This window comes from Piscinibacter sp. PDB5-1, assembly GCF_056676035.1.
This window is the reverse complement of the sequence record NZ_JBWVZL010000002.1, coordinates 757,799-777,543: the sequence shown is the minus strand read 5'-3', so window position 1 is coordinate 777,543 and position 19,745 is coordinate 757,799. Positions and strand designations below refer to the sequence as shown.

18 protein-coding genes are annotated in these 19,745 nt (G+C 68.7%); 12 read left to right on the top strand and 6 right to left on the bottom strand.

Annotated elements, in window-relative coordinates; genetic code table 11:
- Window positions 1-13 precede the first annotated feature (13 nt).
- The gene (locus AC1KAT_RS10890) at window positions 14-2,569 is read right to left on the bottom strand and encodes a GspE/PulE family protein (protein WP_480325692.1); all 2,556 of its coding nucleotides are present in this window, start codon (window positions 2,567-2,569) and stop codon (window positions 14-16) included.
- Between the two features lie 177 nt (window positions 2,570-2,746).
- Here AC1KAT_RS10890 and AC1KAT_RS10885 point away from each other — a divergent pair, with 177 nt between their 5' ends.
- Together AC1KAT_RS10885 and AC1KAT_RS10880 are read left to right on the top strand one after the other, a co-directional pair.
- Window positions 2,747-6,373, top strand: coding sequence for a hydantoinase B/oxoprolinase family protein (locus AC1KAT_RS10885; RefSeq protein ID WP_480325690.1), 3,627 nt, complete (start codon window positions 2,747-2,749; stop codon window positions 6,371-6,373).
- A 137-nt stretch (window positions 6,374-6,510) separates the two neighbouring features.
- Window positions 6,511-8,361 (top strand): alpha/beta fold hydrolase, encoded by a 1,851-nt coding sequence (locus AC1KAT_RS10880; protein WP_480325688.1) that lies wholly within the window; start codon window positions 6,511-6,513, stop codon window positions 8,359-8,361.
- Between the two features lie 107 nt (window positions 8,362-8,468).
- On the opposite strand, the gene tolA is transcribed toward AC1KAT_RS10880, so the two are convergent.
- The 3 genes from tolA to tolQ are packed head-to-tail and all read right to left on the bottom strand — an operon-like array spanning window position 8,469 to window position 10,457.
- Window positions 8,469-9,278, bottom strand: a complete 810-nt coding sequence (tolA, locus tag AC1KAT_RS10875; protein WP_480325686.1) for a cell envelope integrity protein TolA — start codon at window positions 9,276-9,278, stop codon at window positions 8,469-8,471.
- A gap of 39 nt (window positions 9,279-9,317) precedes the next feature.
- Window positions 9,318-9,752 (bottom strand): protein TolR, encoded by a 435-nt coding sequence (tolR, locus tag AC1KAT_RS10870; RefSeq protein ID WP_480325684.1) that lies wholly within the window; start codon window positions 9,750-9,752, stop codon window positions 9,318-9,320.
- Between the two features lie 3 nt (window positions 9,753-9,755).
- Window positions 9,756-10,457, bottom strand: a complete 702-nt coding sequence (gene tolQ, locus AC1KAT_RS10865; RefSeq protein ID WP_480325682.1) for a protein TolQ — start codon at window positions 10,455-10,457, stop codon at window positions 9,756-9,758.
- Between the two features lie 190 nt (window positions 10,458-10,647).
- On the opposite strand from tolQ, the gene AC1KAT_RS10860 reads away from it, so the two are divergent.
- The 3 genes from AC1KAT_RS10860 to AC1KAT_RS10850 all read left to right on the top strand — a co-directional run bounded on the left by AC1KAT_RS10860 (window position 10,648) and on the right by AC1KAT_RS10850 (window position 12,734).
- The gene (locus AC1KAT_RS10860) at window positions 10,648-11,745 is read left to right on the top strand and encodes a ligase-associated DNA damage response exonuclease (protein WP_480325680.1); all 1,098 of its coding nucleotides are present in this window, start codon (window positions 10,648-10,650) and stop codon (window positions 11,743-11,745) included.
- A gap of 103 nt (window positions 11,746-11,848) precedes the next feature.
- Window positions 11,849-12,319 (top strand): universal stress protein, encoded by a 471-nt coding sequence (locus AC1KAT_RS10855; RefSeq protein WP_480325678.1) that lies wholly within the window; start codon window positions 11,849-11,851, stop codon window positions 12,317-12,319.
- A 76-nt stretch (window positions 12,320-12,395) separates the two neighbouring features.
- The gene (locus AC1KAT_RS10850; protein WP_480325676.1) at window positions 12,396-12,734 is read left to right on the top strand and encodes a MobA protein; all 339 of its coding nucleotides are present in this window, start codon (window positions 12,396-12,398) and stop codon (window positions 12,732-12,734) included.
- Here the strand turns inward: AC1KAT_RS10850 and AC1KAT_RS10845 are convergent.
- Together AC1KAT_RS10845 and AC1KAT_RS10840 are read right to left on the bottom strand one after the other, a co-directional pair.
- Complete coding sequence (locus AC1KAT_RS10845) at window positions 12,688-14,367, bottom strand: methyl-accepting chemotaxis protein (protein WP_480325674.1); 1,680 nt, start codon at window positions 14,365-14,367, stop codon at window positions 12,688-12,690. The two genes, AC1KAT_RS10850 and AC1KAT_RS10845, sit on opposite strands and share 47 nt — an antisense overlap.
- 181 nt (window positions 14,368-14,548) lie before the next feature.
- The gene (locus AC1KAT_RS10840) at window positions 14,549-15,241 is read right to left on the bottom strand and encodes an NUDIX hydrolase (protein ID WP_480325672.1); all 693 of its coding nucleotides are present in this window, start codon (window positions 15,239-15,241) and stop codon (window positions 14,549-14,551) included.
- A gap of 141 nt (window positions 15,242-15,382) precedes the next feature.
- On the opposite strand from AC1KAT_RS10840, the gene AC1KAT_RS10835 reads away from it, so the two are divergent.
- From AC1KAT_RS10835 to pncB, 7 genes are read left to right on the top strand one after another with little or no spacing between them, the layout of a single operon-like run.
- The gene (locus tag AC1KAT_RS10835; protein ID WP_480325670.1) at window positions 15,383-16,246 is read left to right on the top strand and encodes a cysteine hydrolase family protein; all 864 of its coding nucleotides are present in this window, start codon (window positions 15,383-15,385) and stop codon (window positions 16,244-16,246) included.
- Window positions 16,247-16,303: 57 nt separating this feature from the next.
- Window positions 16,304-16,744 carry a nuclear transport factor 2 family protein gene (locus AC1KAT_RS10830; protein WP_480325668.1) on the top strand — a complete coding sequence of 147 codons (441 nt, stop codon included), beginning with the start codon at window positions 16,304-16,306 and terminating at the stop codon, window positions 16,742-16,744.
- A gap of 29 nt (window positions 16,745-16,773) precedes the next feature.
- Window positions 16,774-17,127, top strand: a complete 354-nt coding sequence (locus tag AC1KAT_RS10825; protein ID WP_480325666.1) for a DUF6717 family protein — start codon at window positions 16,774-16,776, stop codon at window positions 17,125-17,127.
- A gap of 16 nt (window positions 17,128-17,143) precedes the next feature.
- On the top strand, window positions 17,144-17,776 hold the full coding sequence (locus tag AC1KAT_RS10820; protein ID WP_480325664.1) for a hypothetical protein: 633 nt from the start codon (window positions 17,144-17,146) through the stop codon (window positions 17,774-17,776).
- On the top strand, window positions 17,766-18,107 hold the full coding sequence (locus tag AC1KAT_RS10815) for a hypothetical protein (protein WP_480325662.1): 342 nt from the start codon (window positions 17,766-17,768) through the stop codon (window positions 18,105-18,107). Before AC1KAT_RS10820 ends, AC1KAT_RS10815 begins: the two co-directional genes overlap by 11 nt.
- 16 nt (window positions 18,108-18,123) lie before the next feature.
- Entirely contained in the window at window positions 18,124-18,504 is a 381-nt protein-coding gene (locus tag AC1KAT_RS10810) for a hypothetical protein (protein WP_480325660.1), read from the top strand.
- A 49-nt stretch (window positions 18,505-18,553) separates the two neighbouring features.
- Entirely contained in the window at window positions 18,554-19,741 is a 1,188-nt protein-coding gene (gene pncB, locus AC1KAT_RS10805) for a nicotinate phosphoribosyltransferase (RefSeq protein ID WP_480325658.1), read from the top strand.
- The last annotated feature ends 4 nt before the right edge of the window (window positions 19,742-19,745 follow it).

Below are 19,745 nucleotides of genomic sequence, written 5' to 3'. Positions count from 1 at the left end.
GGCCCCACCTCACCTACACATTGCTCGTCGCCCGCACCTCGGCCAGGCTGGTGATGCCTTGCAGCACCTTCTCGATCCCGTCCTGCCGCAGCGTGCGCATGCCTTCTTCCAGCGCGCAGTGCTGCAACTGCTCGGCCGGGGCCCGGGTCTGGATCAGCCTTCGCAGGTCGCGCGAGATCGTCATCAGCTCGTGGATGCCGGCGCGGCCCTTGTAGCCCGTGTGGCCGCAGTGTTCGCAGCCGGGGCTGTGAAAGCTCATCAGCTTGCCGTCGCGCGCGAAGCGTTGCAGCCATTCGGCGAGCAGCTTGTCGCGGGTGAACTCGGGGTGGTCGCTCGGGCACACGTGCAGGTGGTCGTCGAGCAGTTCGTTGACCTCTTCGTCGCTCGCCGGGCGTGACACGCGGCAGCGGTTGCACAGGCGGCGCACCAGGCGCTGGGCCAGCACGCCCAAGAGCGAATCGGCGAAGTTGAAGGGGTCGAGGCCGATGTCGATCAGGCGGGTCACGGTCTCGGGCGCGCTGTTGGTGTGCAGCGTGCTCAGCACCAGGTGGCCGGTGAGCGAGGCTTCGATGCACATCTGCGCGGTCTCTTCGTCGCGCATTTCGCCGACCATGATCACGTCGGGGTCGGCGCGCAGGAAGGCACGCAAGGCCTTCGAGAAGGTCCAGTCGATCTTCGGGTTGACCTGCACCTGGCGCAGGCCAGGCTGGGTGATTTCGACCGGGTCTTCGGCGGTCCAGATCTTGCGCTCGGGCACGTTGATGTGGCTCAGCGCCGAGTGCAGCGTGGTGGTCTTGCCCGAGCCGGTGGGCCCCACGCACAGCACCATGCCGTAGGGGCGCTCGACGGCCTGCTTGAGGTGCTCGAGGTTGCGCGGGCTCAGGCCCAGGTTGTCGATGGGCATCGGCTTGGCCGAACTGAGCAGCCGCATCACCACGTCTTCGAGGCCGCCGTTGGTCGGGATGGTCGCCACCCGCAGCTCGATCTTGTGCTTGGGGGAGAACTTGGCGAAGTTGATCTTGCCGTCTTGCGGCTTGCGCTTCTCGCTGATGTCGAGGTCGCACATGATCTTGATGCGGGCGATCAGCGCGTTGCGGTAGTTCGGCGGCAGCTCCAGGTGCGTGCGCAGCAGGCCGTCCTTGCGAAAGCGCACCTGGATCTTCTGCCGGCCCGGGTAGCTCTCGATGTGGATGTCGGAGACATGGTCGCTGTGCGCCTCGATGATCATGCTGTTGATCAGCTTGACCAGCGAGTTGTCGGACTGCTCGATCTGCCGCTCGTCTTCGAGCGAGGCGTGGTCGAGGTCTTCGCGTTCGAGGGTTTCGATCAGCTTGTCGGTGTCGTCCAGCTCGAAGGGGATCGGGTCGGCCGCGTTCGGCGGCACGAAGCGCTGCATGCTGGCGAGGCCGAGTTTTTCGTAGGCCTTGAAGAGCGCGTCTTCGAGGCTGGCCGCCTGCGCGAGCACGGGCACGGGCTTCATCTGCGTGATGAACTCGATTTCATCGACGGCCGCGCGGCGGCGCACCGGGTCGTCCATCGCCACCACCAGGCGGCCCTCGCGGATCATCACCGGCATGGCCTGCAGGCGCACGGCCACGGCATAGGGCAGCTTGCGGATCGCCTCGGGCTCGACCGGAAACTCGTCGAGGTTCACCAGCGGGTAGCCCATCTTGCGGGCCAGCGCGGTCTGCAGGTCTTCGCGCGAGACGATGCCCATGCGCACCAGCAGCTCGCCCAGCGGCACGTTGCGGTCTTGCGATTGCTGTGCGAGCGCGTCTTTCAGCTGTGTTTCGCTCACCAGGCCCAGCGAGGTCAGCGCCTCGCCAATGCGCACCATGGGCATGCGCGCCTGCTTGTCGATGGCTGCGCTCAGCTGCTGCGGCGTCACGACCTGCCGCATCACGAGGATGTCGCCGAGCTTCTGCTCGCGCAGCTGCTTCTGCATGTCCACCGCCTGCGCCACCTGCTGCGGCGTGGCGGCCTTCTGCTCGACCAGCAGTTCGCCGATGCGTTGGCCGATCTCGACGCTGGCATAGGCCTCGCGCGGCAGAAAGAGGCGTTCGACGGCACCGCTGTCGTCCAGCGGCGGAAAGAGAAACAGCCCGTGCCCGGTCTCGACGTGGCCGATGGTGTCGCCCTCGATCGGCTCGCCGCCGTCGATGGTGATGCGGTAGCGGCTGCGCGGGCGCTGGTTCAGCGGGCTCAGGTGCGCCAGGTCGCCGGCCTTGGCCTGCATGGGGTGCAGCGGCTCGGTGATGCGCAGCGAGCGGAACTGGTCGAAGCGCAGCGGCATCGTCACGCGCGCGGGCGGTGCCTGCACGTGGGCCACGCGCTCTTCGGGCACGAAGAAGGTCAGCCGGCCCGCGATGCGCCGGCCGTTGAGCGCGAGGATCTCGCAGCCGTGCGCCTGGTTCTGGTCTTGTTCGGCCGGGTAGCTGGCGAAGGGCGGGGTCGGCCAGCGAAAGCCGGCGTGGCGGCCCTTGTCGGCGCCGTGGCCCGGCTCCAGCGGCACGAGGTCGAGCGTGGGCAGCGGCAGCGGCGAGGTGGGCTGGTTCGAGAGGTCGGACACGGGCGTCCCTTGTGGTTCGGCGGGCGCTTGCTCGGCACGACGCGGCACGCGGGCAGGCCCAGGCGCGGGCGAAGCGCGCCCGCACGCGAATCCTAGGCCGCGCAGCTTGCGCCGAAGGGCCGAGAAGCAGGGCAAAGTCCGCGCTGTTGCTGAGGTGGTTTGGTGTAATCGCGCCCCATGGCCGACGACACCACCCCCTTCGCACCCCCGGGCCGCTGGCAGTTCTGGGTGGACCGCGGCGGCACCTTCACCGACGTGGTCGGCCGCCGGCCCGATGGCCTGCTCGTGACGCACAAGCTGCTGTCCGACAACCCCGGCCACTACCGCGACGCGGCCGTGGCCGGCATTCGCCACCTGCTGGGCCTGCGGCCCGACGAGGCCGTGACGCCCGAGCGCGTGGCCTGCGTGAAGATGGGCACGACGGTCGCCACCAACGCGCTGCTCGAAAGGCGCGGCGAGCCGACCTTGCTGGTCATCACCCAGGGCTTTCGTGACGCGCTGCGCATCGGCTACCAGAACCGTCCGCGCCTGTTCGACCGGCACATCGTGCGGCCCGAGCTGCTGTACGCGCGCGTGGTCGAAGCGCACGAGCGCATCGGCGCGCACGGCGACGTGGTGCAGCCGCTCGACGAGACCGCGCTGCGCGCCGACCTGCAGGCCGCGTTCGATGCCGGCCTGCGCAGCGTGGCGCTGGTGTTCATGCATGCCTATGCGCACCCCGCGCACGAGCAGCGCGCGGCGGCGCTGGCGCGCGAGCTCGGCTTCACGCAGGTCAGCGCGTCGCACGCGGTGAGCCCGCTGATGAAGCTGGTGAGCCGGGGCGACACGGCGGTGGTCGATGCCTACCTCACGCCGGTGCTGCGCCGCTACGTGGCGCAGGTGCAGGCCGAGATGCCCGGCGTGCGCCTGCTGTTCATGCAGTCATCGGGGGCCCTGGTCGATGCGGCCGCGTTCGCCGGCAAAGACGCGGTGCTGTCCGGCCCGGCGGGCGGCATCGTCGGCATGGTGCGCACCGCGCAGGCGGGGGCGGCGGTGGCCCAGCTCATCGGCTTCGACATGGGCGGCACCTCGACCGACGTGTCGCACTTCGCGGGCGAGTTCGAGCGCGTGTTCGACACCCAGGTGGCCGGCATCCGCGTGCGCGCGCCGATGATGGACATCCACACCGTGGCAGCAGGGGGCGGCTCCATCCTCGGCTTCGACGGCGCGCGCCTGCGCGTGGGCCCGCACAGCGCGGGCGCCAACCCCGGCCCGGCCTGCTACCGGCGCGGCGGGCCGCTCACGGTGACCGATGCGAACGTGATGCTGGGCAAGGTCTTGCCGGCGCACTTTCCAAACGTCTTCGGCCCACGAGGCGACCAAGCCCTCGACCGCGACACCGTCGTCGCGCAGTTCGAGGCGCTGGCGCACGAGGTCGCCGCAGCCACCGGCCAGCCGCTCGGTGCCGAGCAGGTCGCCGAAGGCTTCATCGACATCGCCGTGGGCACCATGGCCAACGCGATCAAGAAGATCTCGGTCGCGCGCGGGCACGACGTCACGCGCTACACGCTGCAGTGCTTCGGCGGTGCCGGCGGCCAGCACGCCTGCCGCGTGGCCGACGCGCTGGGCATGTCGCGTGTGTTCATCCACCCGCTCGCCGGCGTGCTGTCGGCCTATGGCATGGGCCTGGCCGACCAGGGCGTGCTGCGCCAGTGCGCGGTCGAGCGTCCGCTGGCGGACCTGAGTGACCTGCCGCAGCGCATGCAGGCCCTCGCCGACGCGGCCTGCGCCGCGCTGCGCGAGCAGGTGCAAGACGCCGCCGTGCACGTGGTCGAGCGCGTGCACCTGCGCTACCAGGGCAGCGACGTGGCGCTCGCCGTGCCCTGGGGTGATGCGGCCGCGCTGCAGGCGGCGTTCGACGCGGCCTACCGCCAGCGCCATGGCTTCTTGATGCCGGGCCGCGCGCTCGTGGTCGAGTCGATCTCGGCCGAGGCCATCGCCCCCGGTGACCGGCCGAACGAACAGGCCCACTCTGTGCCCCCGCCCGAGGCCGCACCCACCACCGCACCGACCCGCCTCTTCACCGGCGGCCAGTGGCACGACGCAGCCCTGGTGCACCGCGACGCGCTGCACCCCGGCCACCGGCTGCCGGGCCCGGCCGTCATTGCCGAGCCCCACGCCACCACGGTGATCGAGCCCGGCTGGTGCGCGCAGGTCACGCCGCTCGGCCACCTGCTGATCGAACGCCGCACGCCCCGCGCCGCCACCCGCGCGGTGGGCACGCAGGCCGACCCGGTGATGCTTGAGGTGTTCAACCACCTCTTCATGAACATCGCCGAGCAGATGGGCCTGCAGCTGCAGAACACCGCCTCGTCGGTGAACATCAAAGAGCGGCTCGACTTCTCGTGCGCGCTGTTCGACGCCCATGGGCAGTTGATCGCCAACGCGCCGCACATGCCGGTGCACCTGGGCTCGATGAGCGAGTCGATCAAGACGGTGAGGGCGCGCAACGCGGGCCGCATGAAGCCGGGCGACGTGTACGCGCTCAACGACCCCTACAACGGTGGCACGCACCTGCCCGACGTGACGGTGGTGACGCCGGTCTGGAACAGGGCCGACACCGAGGTGCTGTTCTACGTCGCCTCGCGCGGCCACCACGCCGACATCGGCGGGCTCACGCCGGGCTCGATGCCGCCGTTCTCGACCACCATCGCCGACGAAGGCGTGCTGATCGACAACCTGCTCGTCGCCGAGCACGGCCGCCTGCGCGAGGCCGAGGTGCGGGCTGTGCTGGCCACGGGCCCGCACCCCGCGCGCAACCCGGCGCAGAACATCGCCGACCTGCAGGCGCAGATCGCCGCCAACGAAAAGGGCGCGCAAGAGCTGCGCCGCATGGTCGGCGAGTTCGGCCTGCCGGTGGTGCAGGCCTACATGCAGCACGTGCAAGACAACGCCGAAGCCTCGGTGCGCCGCGCCATCGGCTCGCTGAAAGACGGCCACTTCGCGCTGGCGCTCGACAACGGCGCGTGCATCCGCGTGGCGGTGCGGGTGAACCTCGCGGCACGCAGCGCCGAGATTGACTTCACCGGCACCTCGGCCCAGTTGCCCAACAACTTCAACGCGCCGCGCGCGGTGTGCATGGCCGCGGTGCTGTACGTCTTTCGCACGCTGGTGGACGACGACATCCCGCTCAACGCGGGCTGCCTGAAGCCGCTGCAGGTCGTCATCCCCGAAGGCTCGATGCTCAGCCCGCGCGCACCGGCCGCGGTGGTGGCCGGCAACGTCGAAACCTCGACCTGCATCGTCAACGCCTTGTACGGCGCGCTGGGCGTGATGGCCGCGAGCCAGTGCACGATGAACAACCTCAGCTTCGGCAACGCGCAGCACCAGCACTACGAAACGCTCTCGGGCGGCTCGGGCGCCGGGCCGGGCTTCGACGGCACCAGCGTCGTGCAGACCCACATGACGAACTCGCGCTTGACCGACCCCGAGGTGCTCGAATTCCGCGTGCCGGTGCGCGTCGAGGCCCATGAGATTCGCGCCGGCTCGGGCGGCACCGGCCGCTGGCGCGGGGGCGAGGGCGCGGTGCGCCGCATTCGTTTTCTGCAGCCGATGACGGCGGCGATCTTGTCCAACGGCCGCACGCAGGGTGCGTTCGGGCTGCACGGCGGCGGGCCCGGGGCGGTGGGGCTCAACCGCGTCGAGCGGGCCGATGGTCGCGTCGAAGTCCTACCGCACATCGGCACCGCCGAGATGGCCGTGGGCGATGTGTTCGTGGTCGAAACGCCCGGCGGCGGGGGGTGGGGCGAGCCGGGCGCGTGCTGAGTCCGCGCCCCTGACGCCGCGGCGCGACACGGGGCAAATCCCGACGCGGGCGGGTTGAATCCAGTCGCTACAGTCGGGGTCGGGCGTGAATGAACGCGCGTCCACAAACAACAAACCCCGATGTCAGGAGACCCCCGATGACCCCTTCACGCCTTGCCGGGGCGCGCCCCGTGCTGCGCCTGCGCACCCTCTCGCTCGCCCTGCTCGCGGCGGCCTCGTTCTCGGCGGCGGCCGTCGGCGGCCCCAAGACCTACCAGGTCGGCAAGCTGGTGTTCGACACCCATTCGCTGCCCAGCAAGGCCAAGCCCGCCGGCACACCGGGATCGCCCGGCGTCGTGGTGCCGGCCGGCAGCAAGCTGGCCACCCAGTTCGGCAGCACCAGCATCGACCTCAACAAGGTGCGCTACACGCGCTACCGCATCGACCGCCGGGCGGTGCGCAACGCCCGGCCCGACGCCGTGGTCGTGCTGGTGCCGGGCACGCTGGCCTCGTCGCACAGCTTCATGATCCTGGCCGAGAACCTCATCGAGCGCATGTGGGCCGACCACAAGCTCGTCGCCGAAGTCTGGGGCGTCGATCGCCGCTCGGTGCAACTGCAAGACATGGACGGCCTGAACATGGCCGAGCGCGCACGCGACGCGTCGGTGGCGCTGAACTTCTTGTACGGCGATGAACTCGGGCTGCCGCTGCACCCCAAGCTCACACGCCGTGCGGTGTTCTACGAGCAGCGCGATCTCGGCTTCTTCGGCAACTGGACGGCCCAGGTGCACTCGCTCGACATCGACGCCGTGATCGACCGCGCGCGCCTGTTCGCCCGCAACGGCAACGTCTTCCTCGGCGGCCATTCGGCCGGCACCGGCTACGCCGCGCGCTACGCCGCGACCGACTTCAACCTCAAGGGCATCGGCAAGCCCAACCCCGGCTACGCCAAGCTGCGCGGCCTGGTGATGCTCGAAGGGCAGGGCGGTGCACTCGCCGCCACGCCGCCTACGCAAGCGCAGCTCGACGCGCTGATCGCCGCGGCCGACGGTGGCTTGGCCGCCGCCATCGCCGCTGGCACGGCCACCGCCTACACGGCCGCGCCCGGCCTCACGCCGCGCGTGAACGCGTCCTCTGAAGTCACGGGCATGCAGGCCGCCTTCGAGGGCACGATCAACGGCGCGCAGGCCCTGCTGCAGCAAGACCAAGGCGGCGTCGCCGGCAACCGCGTCTACACCCGCGTGGCCGACTTCCGCGACCGCCCCTTCCCGGTGACGGCCGGCGCCGCGCTCGGCAGCTTCATGGACGACGACGTGTCCGCCCGCACGCAGTTCTATTCGGTCTCGGTCGGGGCACTGGGCACGCCGCGCGCCGACGGTCTGGTGCCGTGGATCGACAGCGACGAGCCGCTGCCTGCCAGCGCCTTGCGCAACTTCGGCCCCATGTTCGCCAGCATGACGAGCCCGCTGCCCGTGTGGGGGCAAGAGGTCGAGTCCACCCGCCTAAAGCGCATGATCCCTGGCTTCTTCGTCGGCGAGACGACCTACAGCGACTGGTACTACCCCGGCACCGGTCTCTTGATCGGCAACGCCGCCGGCCCGGGCGGTGTGGACCTCGGCCTCGACACCAGCGCGCTGTCGCTGCCCGTGGCGCAAGGCGGTCGCGGCCGTGCCGACATCGTCAACCAGACGCAGGCCCGCAAGGTCGACATCCCGGTGATCGCTTTCGGCGGCAGCAACGGCCTGACCACCGTGCCCGGCGTGTGGCGCCGCTACGCCGAGTCGCTGGCCCCCTGCGCGTCGAAAAGCTGCACCGCTGGCGTCGCCCGCACGCCCTCGGGCCAGGACCCGCTGGCCGCCAACCGCAGCTACGGCGGCGTGGCCGGCGGCTTCGAGGTGCACATCAGCGAGGGCTACACCCACGTCGATGTGCTGACCGCCGAAGACGACGCCACCAACCACGTCGTCAAACCGCTGAGCGAGTTCGTGGCGCGCAATTCGAAGCGTTGATGCAGAGGCGCTGACGCCGAAGCGCCGACCGCATCAAAACAGAAAGCCCGGCAGGTGCACCTGGCCGGGCTTTTCTCTGGGTGCACGACCCGGCGGGCCGGGTCACCTCACCGCTCGTTCCGGTTGAACTTCAACACCATCACCGGCGGCACGCGCCCGTCCACGTCGCGGGGCAGCACCTCGGTGCGTTCGATGGCGCGCAGCACGGCTTCGTCCCAGGCGGTCACGCCGCTCGCCTTGAGCAGCTTGCTGCTGAGGATGCGGCCGTCGGGGGCCACGCGCACTTCGACCTCGGCCGTCGGGTTGCCGGTGGTCGTCTCGGTGAAGACGATGTTGGGCATCACCTGCGCCTTGATGCGCCCGGCGTAACCCGCCGACGGGCCGCTGCTGCGGTCGGCCGTGCCCGGGCTGGTGCCCGGGGCCCCGCCCGCCTTGCGGATGATGTCTTGCAGGTTGCGCTCGCGCTCGGCGTCGAGCCGCTTCTGGTCGGCTTCGAGTTTTTCGCGGCGCTTGCGCTCGACCCCTTTCTTGTCGACCTCGGCCTTCTTCAGCTGCTCTTGCCGCTTGCGCTCTTCGTCTTCTTGCTGTTGCTTGAGCTTTTCTTTGCGCGCGCGCTCTTTCTCGATGGCGATCTGCGCGTCGGCGCGCGGCTCTTGACGCGGCGCTTGTTCGACGCGCGCCGGCTTCGGGGGCGGGGGTGGCGGGGGGGGAGCCTCGACGCGCGGCGCGGCCACCTGCGGCACGGCCGACCACAGCTCGGCCTCGATGCCTTCGGGCTCGCTCGCGCGCCAGTTCACGCCCAGAGCCAGCGCCCCCACCAGGCCCAGGTGCACCAGCACGGCCAACGCGAGGCCGGGCCCCAGGCCTTGCGGCTCGCGGGGCATCAGCGCGTCGCGGTCGAGCGTGCTGGCGGTCATGGTTGTGGTCAGGGCAGTCTCAGACGGTTCAAACGCAACTCACGCGCCGAGGTTCTTGACGGACAAACCCACGCGCTGAATGCCTGCGCGCTGCAGCGTGTCCATCACCTTCACCACGGCCTCGTACTTCACGTTGCGGTCGGCCGAGATCACCACCGGCGCCTGGTCGTCGCCGCCCTGGGCGGTGTCCACCCGCTTGGCCAGGGTCTTGAGCGTGACGCTCGATTCGTCTTTGCCGTCGATGCGGATGCGCAGCGCTTCGTCCTTGCCGACGATGACCTCGATCACCTTCGTGGGCTGCTGCTTGCTCTTGCCCACGGTGGGCAGGTCGACCACGCCGGTCGTGATGAGCGGCGCGCTGACCATGAAGATGATCAACAGCACCAGCATCACGTCGATGAAGGGCACCATGTTGATCTCGCTGATGGTGCGGCGGCGCGAGCTGCCGCGAATCGACGATGCGACGGCCGGCATGGCTCAGCGCCCCGGCACGCCCGCCGCCGCAGGCGGCTGGCTGGCGTTGCGTTGCAGGATGTTCGAGAACTCTTCGATGAAGGTCTCCATCTGCATCGCGATGCGGTCGATGTCGCGGGCGAAGCGGTTGTAGGCGATCACCGCCGGAATGGCCGCGAACAGCCCGATGGCCGTGGCCACCAACGCCTCGGCGATCCCCGGGGCCACGGTGGCCAGCGACACCTGGGTCATGTTCGCCAGGCCGACGAAGGCATGCATGATCCCCCACACCGTGCCGAACAGGCCCACGTAGGGCGACACCGAGCCCACCGAGGCCAGGAACGACAGGTTCGACTCGACCGTGTCGAGCTCGCGCTGAAAGCTCGCCCGCATCGCGCGCCGCGCGCCGTCGAGCAAGGCCCCGCCATCGGTGACGCGGCGTTCGCGCAGCTTCATGAACTCGCGCATGCCCGAGGCGAAGATGCGCTCCATCGGGGCGCCGTCGGCGCGGTTGGCGGCGTCGCTGTACAGGTCGTTCAAGTTGCGGCCGGCCCAGAACTCGCGCTCGAACTCTTCATTGGCCGCGCGCAGCTTCGACAGGCCGAAGACCTTGCCGAAGATCACCGTCCAGCTCGCCAGCGACACCAGCAGCAGCCCCAGCATCACGAGCTGCACCACGAAGCTGGCTTCGAGCACCAGCGAGACGATCGACAAGTCCTGGTTCATTCCACCTCTTTCCGGCCGAGAGGCCGGGTGTGACGCGTTTGCGGCGGCCGGGTTCCGCCCCGGCCGTTCGATTCAGCGCGGGATTATCGGCGGGCCATCCAAGGTGCACGCTTGCCGACGCGCAAGCCCTGTTTTCAAACGCAACGCCCCACCACCCGTCCGGTCGGCGGGTCGAAGGCAAGATGCGTGCATGCACGAACCCGCCGCCGACCTCGTGGTGCTGCGCCCCGAAGGGTTGTACTGCCCGCCGGGCGACTTCTACATCGACCCCTGGCGGCCGGTGGCCCGCGCCGTCGTCACCCACGCGCACGCCGACCACGCACGCGTCGGCCACACGCAATACCTCGCCTCGGTGCCGTCCGAAGGCGTGCTGCGCGCGCGCCTCGGCGCGGGCATCTCGCTGCAGACGCTCAACTACGGCGAGGTCATCGACCACCACGGCGTGAAGCTCTCGCTGCACCCGGCCGGCCACGTGCTCGGTTCAGCCCAGGTGCGGCTCGAACACCGTGGCCGCGTGTGGGTCGCCTCGGGCGACTATTACCTGAGCGGCGAAGACGCCGACTCGCGCGAAGACAACCTCACCTGCGCGCCCTTCGAACCGGTGCGCTGTGATTGCTTCATCACCGAATCGACCTTCGGCCTGCCCATCTACCGCTGGCGACCGCAGCGCGAGGTGTTCGCCGACATCAACGCCTGGTGGCAGGCCAACGCCCAGGCCGGGCGCGCCAGCGTGCTGATGGGCTACAGCTTCGGCAAGGCGCAGCGCATCCTCGCGGGGGTGGACGCGGGCATCGGCCCCATCCTCGTGCACGGGGCGGTCGAACCGCTCAACGCCGCCTACCGCGCCGCCGGGGTCGACCTGCCGCCGACCCAGCCCGCCACCGAAGCGCGCGACAAGGCGCTCATCGCGCAAGCTCTCATCGTGGCCCCGCCCTCGGTGCAGGGCTCGACCTGGCTGCGCCGCTTCGGTGACCATGCCGACGCCTTCGCGAGCGGCTGGATGCAACTGCGCGGCGCCCGCCGCTGGCGCGGGGTGGACCGCGGCTTCGTGCTCAGCGACCACGCCGACTGGCCGGGCCTGCAACGCGCCATCGCCGCCACCGGCTGCGAGCGCGTGATCGTCACCCACGGCTACGAGGCCGTGATGGTGCGCTGGCTCACCGAGCGGGGCTTGCAGGCGGGCTCGTTCGCCACCGAATACGGCGACCTGGACGACGCCAGGCCGGGCGAGGCGGCCCCCAACGTCCCCGAAAGCCCGGCAGCTCCTGTGGCGGAGGCCGCGAGCTGAGGCCCCCAAAGCCCGGCGATTCCACGCCAACTTGTGCGGGGACAACCCGCTTGGCATTGCCCCGCGTCATCCTTACGATGACCCCACCACCTCAGGAGACCGCGTGATCAAGATCCTGCTGCCCATCGACGGCTCGGAAGCTTCGCTCGACGCCGTGCGCCATGCCATCGAGTTGGTCAATGCCGGGCTGCATGCGCAGTTCGTGCTGGTCAACGTGCAAGAGCCGGCCTCGCTGTACGAGGTGGTCACCTCGGGCGCCGACGCCGAAGCGCTCGAACGTGTGGCGCAGGGTGCGGGCCGCCATGCGCTGCAGCCGGCCGAAGAGCTGATCAAGGTCACCGGTACCCCGTTCGAGAGCGAGGTCGTCTCGGGCGACCCGGCCTCTGAACTGGCCGATGCCGCCGAGCGTCACGACTGCGAGGCCGTGGTGATGGGCGCACGCGGCGTGGGCCTCGTGCGCGGTGCGGTGCTGGGGTCGGTGTCGAACTCGCTGCTGCACCGGTTGGCCATCCCGGTCACCGTGGTGCGGCACGCCGACTTCGAGCCCTCGGTGCTGCCTGACGACGACGAATAGGCCTGATCAACACCATGCCCCGCCGCGCTGCGCGCGTCGCCCGGGCCTCCGCTTTGCCCCATCCGCCGAGGTTTCCATGAGCAGCAGTTCACCGCCCAAGCTTGCGAAACTCTTCGAGCCTGCGCCCGCGCACTGGGGTCTGCAGGGCGACCCGATGCTGTGGCAGGCGCTGCGCGAGCATTTCGCGGCGACGCCCATGCCGGTGTCAGCGGGCGACTTGCACGCGCAGGTCGCCAAGGGCTTCCAGCAGCTGTGCAGCCGCCCGCTCGGGTCGGACCAGTGCTTCCGCGTGCCGCGCCTGGCGCGCGGCGGGCGGTCCAACGGCGCGATCTCGCCGCAGTTCTGGCGCGACCACGCGCTGCCCTTGCTCAAGAAGCGCTGGGAACTGGCACTGGCCCAGTCGACCGCGCATTGAACTGCCCGGCGCGCGCCTGACGGCGCAGTGCCACGGCGTCGGGCGGTGTGGCCGGGGCCGCGCCATCGAGGCGAAACACCCCCACCGCTTCGGACACGTTCTGCGCCTGGCTTTCGAGCGCGCTCGCGGCCGCGGCCAGCTGCTCGACCATGCTCGCGTTCTGCTGCGTGATCGAGTCGAGCTGCGCGACGGCGCTGTTGACCTGCGAGATGCCCGACAGCTGCTCGGTCGCGCCGTTGCTGATCTCGCCGATCAGCGCGTTGACCTGCTTTACCGCCGACAGCGCCTTTTGCATCGTGCCGCTCGCGGCGGCCACCTGCGTTTCGCCACTGCGCACGCGGTCGGCCGACTCTTCGATCAGCGTCTTGATCTCTTTGGCCGCCGTGTTGGTGCGTTGCGCCAGCGCACGCACCTCCGAGGCCACCACCGCGAACCCGCGGCCTTGTTCGCCGGCACGTGCGGCCTCGACCGCCGCGTTCAGCGCGAGGATGTTGGTCTGGAACGAGATGCCCTCGATCACCTGGATGATTTCGGCGATGCGCCCCGACGACTGGCTGATGGCGCGCATCGTGTGGCTCACCTCGTCCACCACCGTGCTGCTTTCGTGTGCGATGTGCTCGGCCTCGCGCGACAGCTCGGCGGCGTGGCGCGCGCTCTCGGCGCCCTGGCGCACGGTGCCGGTGATCTGCTCCATCGACGCGGCGGTCTCTTCGAGGTTGGCGGCCTGCGTCTCGGTGCGCGCCGACAGCTCGCGGTTGCCCGCGCTGATCTCGGTCGCCCCAGCCTTGATGCGCACGACCTCGTTGCGTGCGTCGCGCACGATGGACATCAGGTTCACGTTGAGCTGCGTCAGCGCCTGCGCGAGCCGGCCCACCACGTCGTCGTACTCCTTGGTCATCTGGCGCGTCAGGTCACCAGCGGCCATGCGGTTGGCGTTCGTCAGCAGCACCTGCAGGGGCCGCGTCGTGAGGTGACGCACGCGCGCACCGGCCAGCAGGCCCGCCGCCACCGCGCCCACCAAACCGGCGGCGCCCCAGGCCGCCGATGTCGAGTCGCCCGACGACGCGGCCGCGCCGAAGCCGTAGCCCAGCACGGCAGCGAAGGTGCACAGGCCTGAAAGACGCGTGGGCAGCGTGCAGGTGAGCCGGCGCTGAACGCGCCCGACCAGGTCGTGCCGCTGCACCCGGCCCAGCGACAGGCGGTGCACGATCCGGCCGTGGGCCTGCTCTTGGCGCATCGTGGCGTACAGGCTTTCGGCAGCGGCCTTCTGCTCGGCCGTCGGCTGCGTGCGCACCGACATGTAGCCGATGGGCCGGTCGCCTTCGAGCAGCGGTGTCACGTTGGCCACCACCCAGTAGCTGTCGCCGTTCTTGCGGCGGTTTTTCACCATGGCCGACCACGGCTTGCCGGATTGGATCGACGCCCACATGTCGCGGAAGGCCTCCTCCGGCATGTCGGGGTGGCGGATCATGTTGTGGGGCTGGCCCAGCAACTCATCCTTTTCGTAGCCACTGACGGTGACGAAGGCCGGGTTGACATAGGTGATGCGGCCCTTGAGGTCGGTCGTCGAGACGAGGGTCTCGCCCGACGGAAAGGGGTATTCGTTCGCCGTGACCGGCAAATTGTTTCGCATGTTGTTTCCCTGAGCGTGAGCACGTTCGGTGGGCACCGTGCCAACCGCTGAGCTTCATGCTGCCGTCATCGGCGCGCCACCGGGTGGGGTTGAGTTGACGCCTGTCAACTGCGACCGGCCCGCAGCGTAACGGTGTGTAGGAAGCGGTGATTCCGCACGCGCTGGACGGCGAACTGCGGGCTCACCCTCTTGCGTTCAGACCTCGTTCGCTGGTGGACAGTGCGTGCCTGAACTCGCGGCGCAGCCGGTACAGCTGTGCCGGCCGGTGCGCACCGCCCGACGACATCTCACCTGCGATGGCTTCGAGCATGCCGAGTTCGTCCACCTTGCGGCGAAAGCTCACCTTGTTGATCGGCTCGCCCAGCACGGCCTCGTACACCGCCTGCAACTGCGGCAGCGTGAAGCGCTCGCCGCACAGGTACACCGGCAGCGACGAATACTGGCTCTTGTTGCGCACCCGCTCGACCGCCTGCTGCACGATGCGCTGGTGGTCGAAGGGCAGGGCCGGCAGGCGCGCCACCGGCTTCAGCTCGACCGCCGCATTCGCGGCCTGCAGCAGGGCGAGCGGCACCAACGCAAAGTAGGCGACCGACACCGACCAGCCGCGCGGGTCGCGCGCCGCACCGCTGAAGCTGGCGAGCTGTTCGAGGTAGGGGCTCGCCAGATTCGCCTTCTCGCGCAGCACCCGCGTGGCCGCCTCCGTCGCATCCGCGTCGTCTTGCGGGTGGATGTAGCCTCCGGGCAATGCCAGCACCCCGGCGAAGGGCTCGCGCTCGCGCTTTTGCAGCACCACGTGCAGGGCCTCGTCACGCAGCGTGAGCAGCACCACGTCCACGGTGCAGATGATGGGCGGGGCGCTGGGGGCTGGGGTCACGGCTTCGGTCAGGCAATTGACGAACAAGCATACGCGACGATTCCCTCCTGAGAGGGGGTGGTTCGATAGTTAGTTGCAATACAAAACTAAGTGAGCTAGAGTGACATCACACCCAACGAACGCACAGCGAAGGACATGACCATGCAGCGCCAGATCCAGCTCCTCGTCATCGACCCCCAGAACGACTTCTGCGACGTGCCCGAGGCCTACCGACCGGTCGATGCGCAAAGCGGCGAACGCACCGCGCCCGCGCTGCCGGTGGCCGGCGCGCACGCCGACATGCAGCGTGTGGCCGCGCTCATCCGCGACGCCGGTGCCGGCTTCACCGACATCGCCATCACGCTCGACTCGCACCACAGGCTCGACATCGCGCACCCCACCTTCTGGCGGCGCGGCGATGGCTCGGTGGTGAGCCCCTTCACCCCCATCACCGCCGCCCAGGTGCGCGCGGGTGAGTTCCAGCCGCGCGACCCCGCCGCGCTGCCGCGCACGCTGGCCTACCTCGACGAGCTCGAGGCCCGTGGCCGCTACACGCTGATGGTGTGGCCCGTGCACTGCGAGATCGGCACTTGGGGCCACAACGTGCACGCCGACGTGCGCGCCGCCTACAACGCCTGGGAAGAACGCCAGCTCGGCGTCGTCGAAAAGGTCTTCAAGGGCGACAACGCCTGGACCGAGCACTACAGCGCCGTGCAAGCCGAAGTGCCCGACGCCGACGACCCCGACACGCAACTCAACCGGGCGCTCATCGCACAACTCGATCGCGCCGACCAGATCGTTATCGCCGGCGAGGCCAGCAGCCACTGCGTCAAGAGCACCACCGAGCACATCGCACAACACCTGCGCGACGGCGCCAAGCGCCTGGTGCTGCTGACCGACTGCATGAGCCCGGTGGGCGGGTTCGAGGCGCAGCATGAGGCGTTCTTGGCAGACATGCGGGCGAAGGGCGCGCGCTTGGCGACGAGCGCAGAGCTCATGCCTGAACTCGCGGCCAACCAGCGCTGAGCCGTACTCGCCGGTGTGCAGACTTCTTTCCACAAGCGACACCCCACGGAGCCCCTGATGCGCAGCCTCTCGCCCAATGCCCAGTTCATCTCGCACCTCTTCGACGAAATCGCCAAGCGCAACCGCACGATCTTCCTGGACTCCTGCCACGACAACGTCGTCTGGCGCACCATCGGCGACACCTCCTGGAGCGGCGAGTTCGTGGGCAAGCAGGCCCTGATCGACGAAATCTTCCGCCCCTTGAACAACGCCCTCGTCGAGCGCGCCATCACCCCGACCCGCATCATCGATGGCGACGACGTCATCGTCGTGCAGGCCAAAGGCAAGGCTGTGTCGCGCGACGGCCAGCGCTACGACAACGACTACGTCTTCGTGATCCACGTCGCGAACAGCAAGATCGTGCGCTATGAGGAGTACTGCGACACGGCGCTGATCGCCCGCGTGCTGCCCGACCGTGTGGCCGCGAAGTCGATGGACAAGCCGACCTCGCAAGGCTGAGTCGCCAACAGTCGCCAAAAGGAGCACTCATGAACTCGCTGATGGTTATCTTTCCGTACAAGGTGAACGGCATCTGGGCGTTTGACGACGAGGCCACCGGCCTCGTTCGCGAGCCCTTCGTCGATGTGGTCAATGCCTTCATCGACCAACTGACCGAGAAGATTCCCGGGGCGGAGTCGGGCGTCCGACTTCTCTTCTCGGCCAAGCCGTTCCCCGGCCATGCGCTCAGCTTCACTCGGGTGCGCGAAGAATTCGACGGCAACTGGTACGCCTGCAACGAGCGGGGTGGCCAAGAGGGCTGGCTGTGCCCCGCGATGTTCAAGTACTTCGATGCGGCCCCTGCCGAGTTGTATGTGAAGGCCGAGCCGATTGATCGGCGCTGACGGAGCCTGGACAGCCATGACTGAGACGATGCCCAGCGCCCAACTTGTTCATCGCGGCGAAGAGTTTCAGTTGATCGATGGCAACGAGCGCTATGAAGGCGCATGCCTGTGGTCCTGGGAAGACGCCGCCGGTGGTGCGCCGCAAAGAGTCGCCCCGATCTACATCCACGCACGGTCGATTCGAAGGGTGGGACTCAAGCGACTGCTTCCCTTGAGCCGCGGCAAGAAGATCGCCGTTGCTCACCAAGCCCAGGCCTTGCTCACTGCCCGCGATCCGAGCTTGCGCTTCGTCGTGGTCGAGGACATGTCTCCCTTGCGCGCACCGCGTGTGCGTTTGAGCGACGGTCTTCTGCATGTGGGCAAACAATCGCTGCCCGTTGCCTCGATTCAACGCATTGCTATCGCTCCGCTCTACGACGTCGCGCCCGCCGACGACCTGTGGTGCTTCGCCGACGGCGCTGCCCATGAGTTGACGTTCTGCAACCGTGACACCGGTGCGCGCGAAGCGCTGACGCGTCTCGAAGGCATGCTGCCGGGCTTTGACGTCGAGCAAGCGCTTCGGCTCGCACGGGCGGAGTCGGTGGATGAAGATGCGGTCACCGTCTGGTCCGCAACCCCTGTCGCGTGCGAGGTGCCCCATGGCCCTTGAAATCAAGTCGCGTTCACCGGACGGGCGCTTCCAACTGCTCGTCGACACGTGGGAGGCGGCGCCTTCCCAGTGGGTCGCAAGCCCGAGTCTTCGAGACGTGCAGAGGGGCGAGGTCGTCTTCAGGTTCACGAGCGAAGCGTGGTCGGTCGACGAGGCCGACTGGACGAGCGACCACGTGGTCGAACTCAGGCCTCGCAAGTATCCGGGCCTTCACGCGCAGTCGCACTTCGTCGTCGCGATGGACTGTGTCGGCAGAAGGGCGGAACTGAAGCCGCACCCCCTTGTGGCCCTGAGTGACCTCGAACGCCTGCTCGAACAGCAGGTGGCCTGACATGGATGCCCCAGCCATGGACACCTTGCTCGTTGCGTGTGTCGATGCGTATGCCGCTGGCGACGAAAGCGCGAGCGTGACGTTACGCAGCGCGCATGGCGAGATCGTGGCTTTCTGCTTCCCGTGCGAGTTGCGAGCCGGCGAGCGCATCAAGAACCATCTGTACACGATGGATGCCGAAGTTCGTTCCGCCTATCTCTCCGACTGGCCTGAAAAAGAGAAGGCGGAACGGTCGAGACCCAAGCTCGAGCGGACGGGGGCCTACGCCTATCGCGGATGCGGAACCGTGGTGGATCGCACGTCCGGACTGGTTGAGGTGCTCGGCTTTCTCATCGATGTGGGCGAGTTGCCCTGCGACGGACCGGTCGAGTTCGAGTTCACGCGAGTCGATGTATGAACCTTTTCCCCAATTGATCACGTCAGTCACTCATGGATTGCGAAACCCCATGCCCCCCATCATCCAAAGCCTGCTCGACACCGACCTCTACAAGTTCACGATGTGGCAGACCATGCTGCATCGGCATCCGGCCACGCAGGCGGAATACCGCTTCCTGTGCCGCAACCAGAGCGCCTACCCGCTGGCCGAGTTGCTGGCCGATGTGAACCGCGAGCTCGACGCGCTGTGCACGCTGAGCTTCCAGCCCGACGAGCTCGACTACCTGCGTTCGCTGCGCTTCATGAAGAGCGACTTCGTGGACTTCCTGCGCATCTTCCGCTTCCAGCGCGAGTTCATTGAAGCCCAGGCGCAGGGCGATGCCTTGAGCATCGTCGCGCGGGGGCCGCAGGTGCACGTGATGGCCTTCGAGATCTTCGTGCTGGCGCTGGTCAACGAGCTGTACTTCCGCCGCTTCGACCGTGAGGCCGCCGTCGCCGAAGGCCGCCGCCGGCTGCGCGACAAGGTCGAGCAACTGCGTGTCTTCAGTGAAGAGCCGGCGCGTCGCCACCCCTTCGAGTTCTTCGACTTCGGCGTGCGCCGCCGCTTCGCCGCCGACTGGCAGCGCGAGGTGGTCACCACGCTGCGCAACGAGGCGCCGCAGTTCTTCAAGGGCACCTCGAACGTGCTGCTGGCGCGTGACCTGAACCTCGTGCCCATCGGCACCATGGCGCACGAGTATTTGCAGACCTACCAGGCACTCGGCGTGCGCCTGCGCGACTTTCAAAAAGCCGCCCTCGAAGACTGGGTGCAAGAGTACCGGGGCGACCTCGGCGTGGCGCTGACCGACGTGGTCGGCATGGACGCCTTCCTCGCCGACTTCGACCTCTACTTCGCCAAGCTCTTCGACGGCCTGCGGCACGACTCGGGCGACCCGGTGGTGTGGGGCGAGAAGGCACTGGCGCACTACCAGCAGCTGCGCATCGACGCGCACACCAAGCGGCTCGTGTTTTCGGACGGGCTCGACCTGGGCACCGCGTTTGCTCTGTACCGCCACTTCGCCGACCGCACGCAGCTCGGCTTCGGCATTGGCACCAACCTCAGCAACGACGTGGGCCTCGCGCCGCTCAACATCGTGATGAAGCTCACCCACTGCAACGGCCAGCCGGTGGCCAAGTTGTCCGACAGCCCGGGCAAGACCATCTGCGACGACGAGACCTTTCTCGCGTACCTGCGCCAAGTGTTCAACGTGAAGTCTTGAAGGA

What these genes read in the sequence shown, in the direction of transcription:
- AC1KAT_RS10810 (WP_480325660.1), top strand. Translation starts at nt 18,124, where the DNA reads ATGGACACCTTGCTCGTTGCGTGTGTCGATGCGTATGCCGCTGGCGAC.
- pncB (WP_480325658.1), top strand. Translation starts at nt 18,554, where the DNA reads ATGCCCCCCATCATCCAAAGCCTGCTCGACACCGACCTCTACAAGTTC.
- AC1KAT_RS10845 (WP_480325674.1), bottom strand. Translation starts at nt 14,367, where the DNA reads ATGCGAAACAATTTGCCGGTCACGGCGAACGAATACCCCTTTCCGTCG.
- AC1KAT_RS10830 (WP_480325668.1), top strand. Translation starts at nt 16,304, where the DNA reads ATGCGCAGCCTCTCGCCCAATGCCCAGTTCATCTCGCACCTCTTCGAC.
- AC1KAT_RS10820 (WP_480325664.1), top strand. Translation starts at nt 17,144, where the DNA reads ATGACTGAGACGATGCCCAGCGCCCAACTTGTTCATCGCGGCGAAGAG.
- AC1KAT_RS10885 (WP_480325690.1), top strand. Translation starts at nt 2,747, where the DNA reads ATGGCCGACGACACCACCCCCTTCGCACCCCCGGGCCGCTGGCAGTTC.
- AC1KAT_RS10880 (WP_480325688.1), top strand. Translation starts at nt 6,511, where the DNA reads ATGACCCCTTCACGCCTTGCCGGGGCGCGCCCCGTGCTGCGCCTGCGC.
- AC1KAT_RS10850 (WP_480325676.1), top strand. Translation starts at nt 12,396, where the DNA reads ATGAGCAGCAGTTCACCGCCCAAGCTTGCGAAACTCTTCGAGCCTGCG.
- tolQ (WP_480325682.1), bottom strand. Translation starts at nt 10,457, where the DNA reads ATGAACCAGGACTTGTCGATCGTCTCGCTGGTGCTCGAAGCCAGCTTC.
- AC1KAT_RS10815 (WP_480325662.1), top strand. Translation starts at nt 17,766, where the DNA reads ATGGCCCTTGAAATCAAGTCGCGTTCACCGGACGGGCGCTTCCAACTG.
- AC1KAT_RS10835 (WP_480325670.1), top strand. Translation starts at nt 15,383, where the DNA reads ATGCAGCGCCAGATCCAGCTCCTCGTCATCGACCCCCAGAACGACTTC.
- AC1KAT_RS10825 (WP_480325666.1), top strand. Translation starts at nt 16,774, where the DNA reads ATGAACTCGCTGATGGTTATCTTTCCGTACAAGGTGAACGGCATCTGG.
- tolR (WP_480325684.1), bottom strand. Translation starts at nt 9,752, where the DNA reads ATGCCGGCCGTCGCATCGTCGATTCGCGGCAGCTCGCGCCGCCGCACC.
- AC1KAT_RS10860 (WP_480325680.1), top strand. Translation starts at nt 10,648, where the DNA reads ATGCACGAACCCGCCGCCGACCTCGTGGTGCTGCGCCCCGAAGGGTTG.
- tolA (WP_480325686.1), bottom strand. Translation starts at nt 9,278, where the DNA reads ATGACCGCCAGCACGCTCGACCGCGACGCGCTGATGCCCCGCGAGCCG.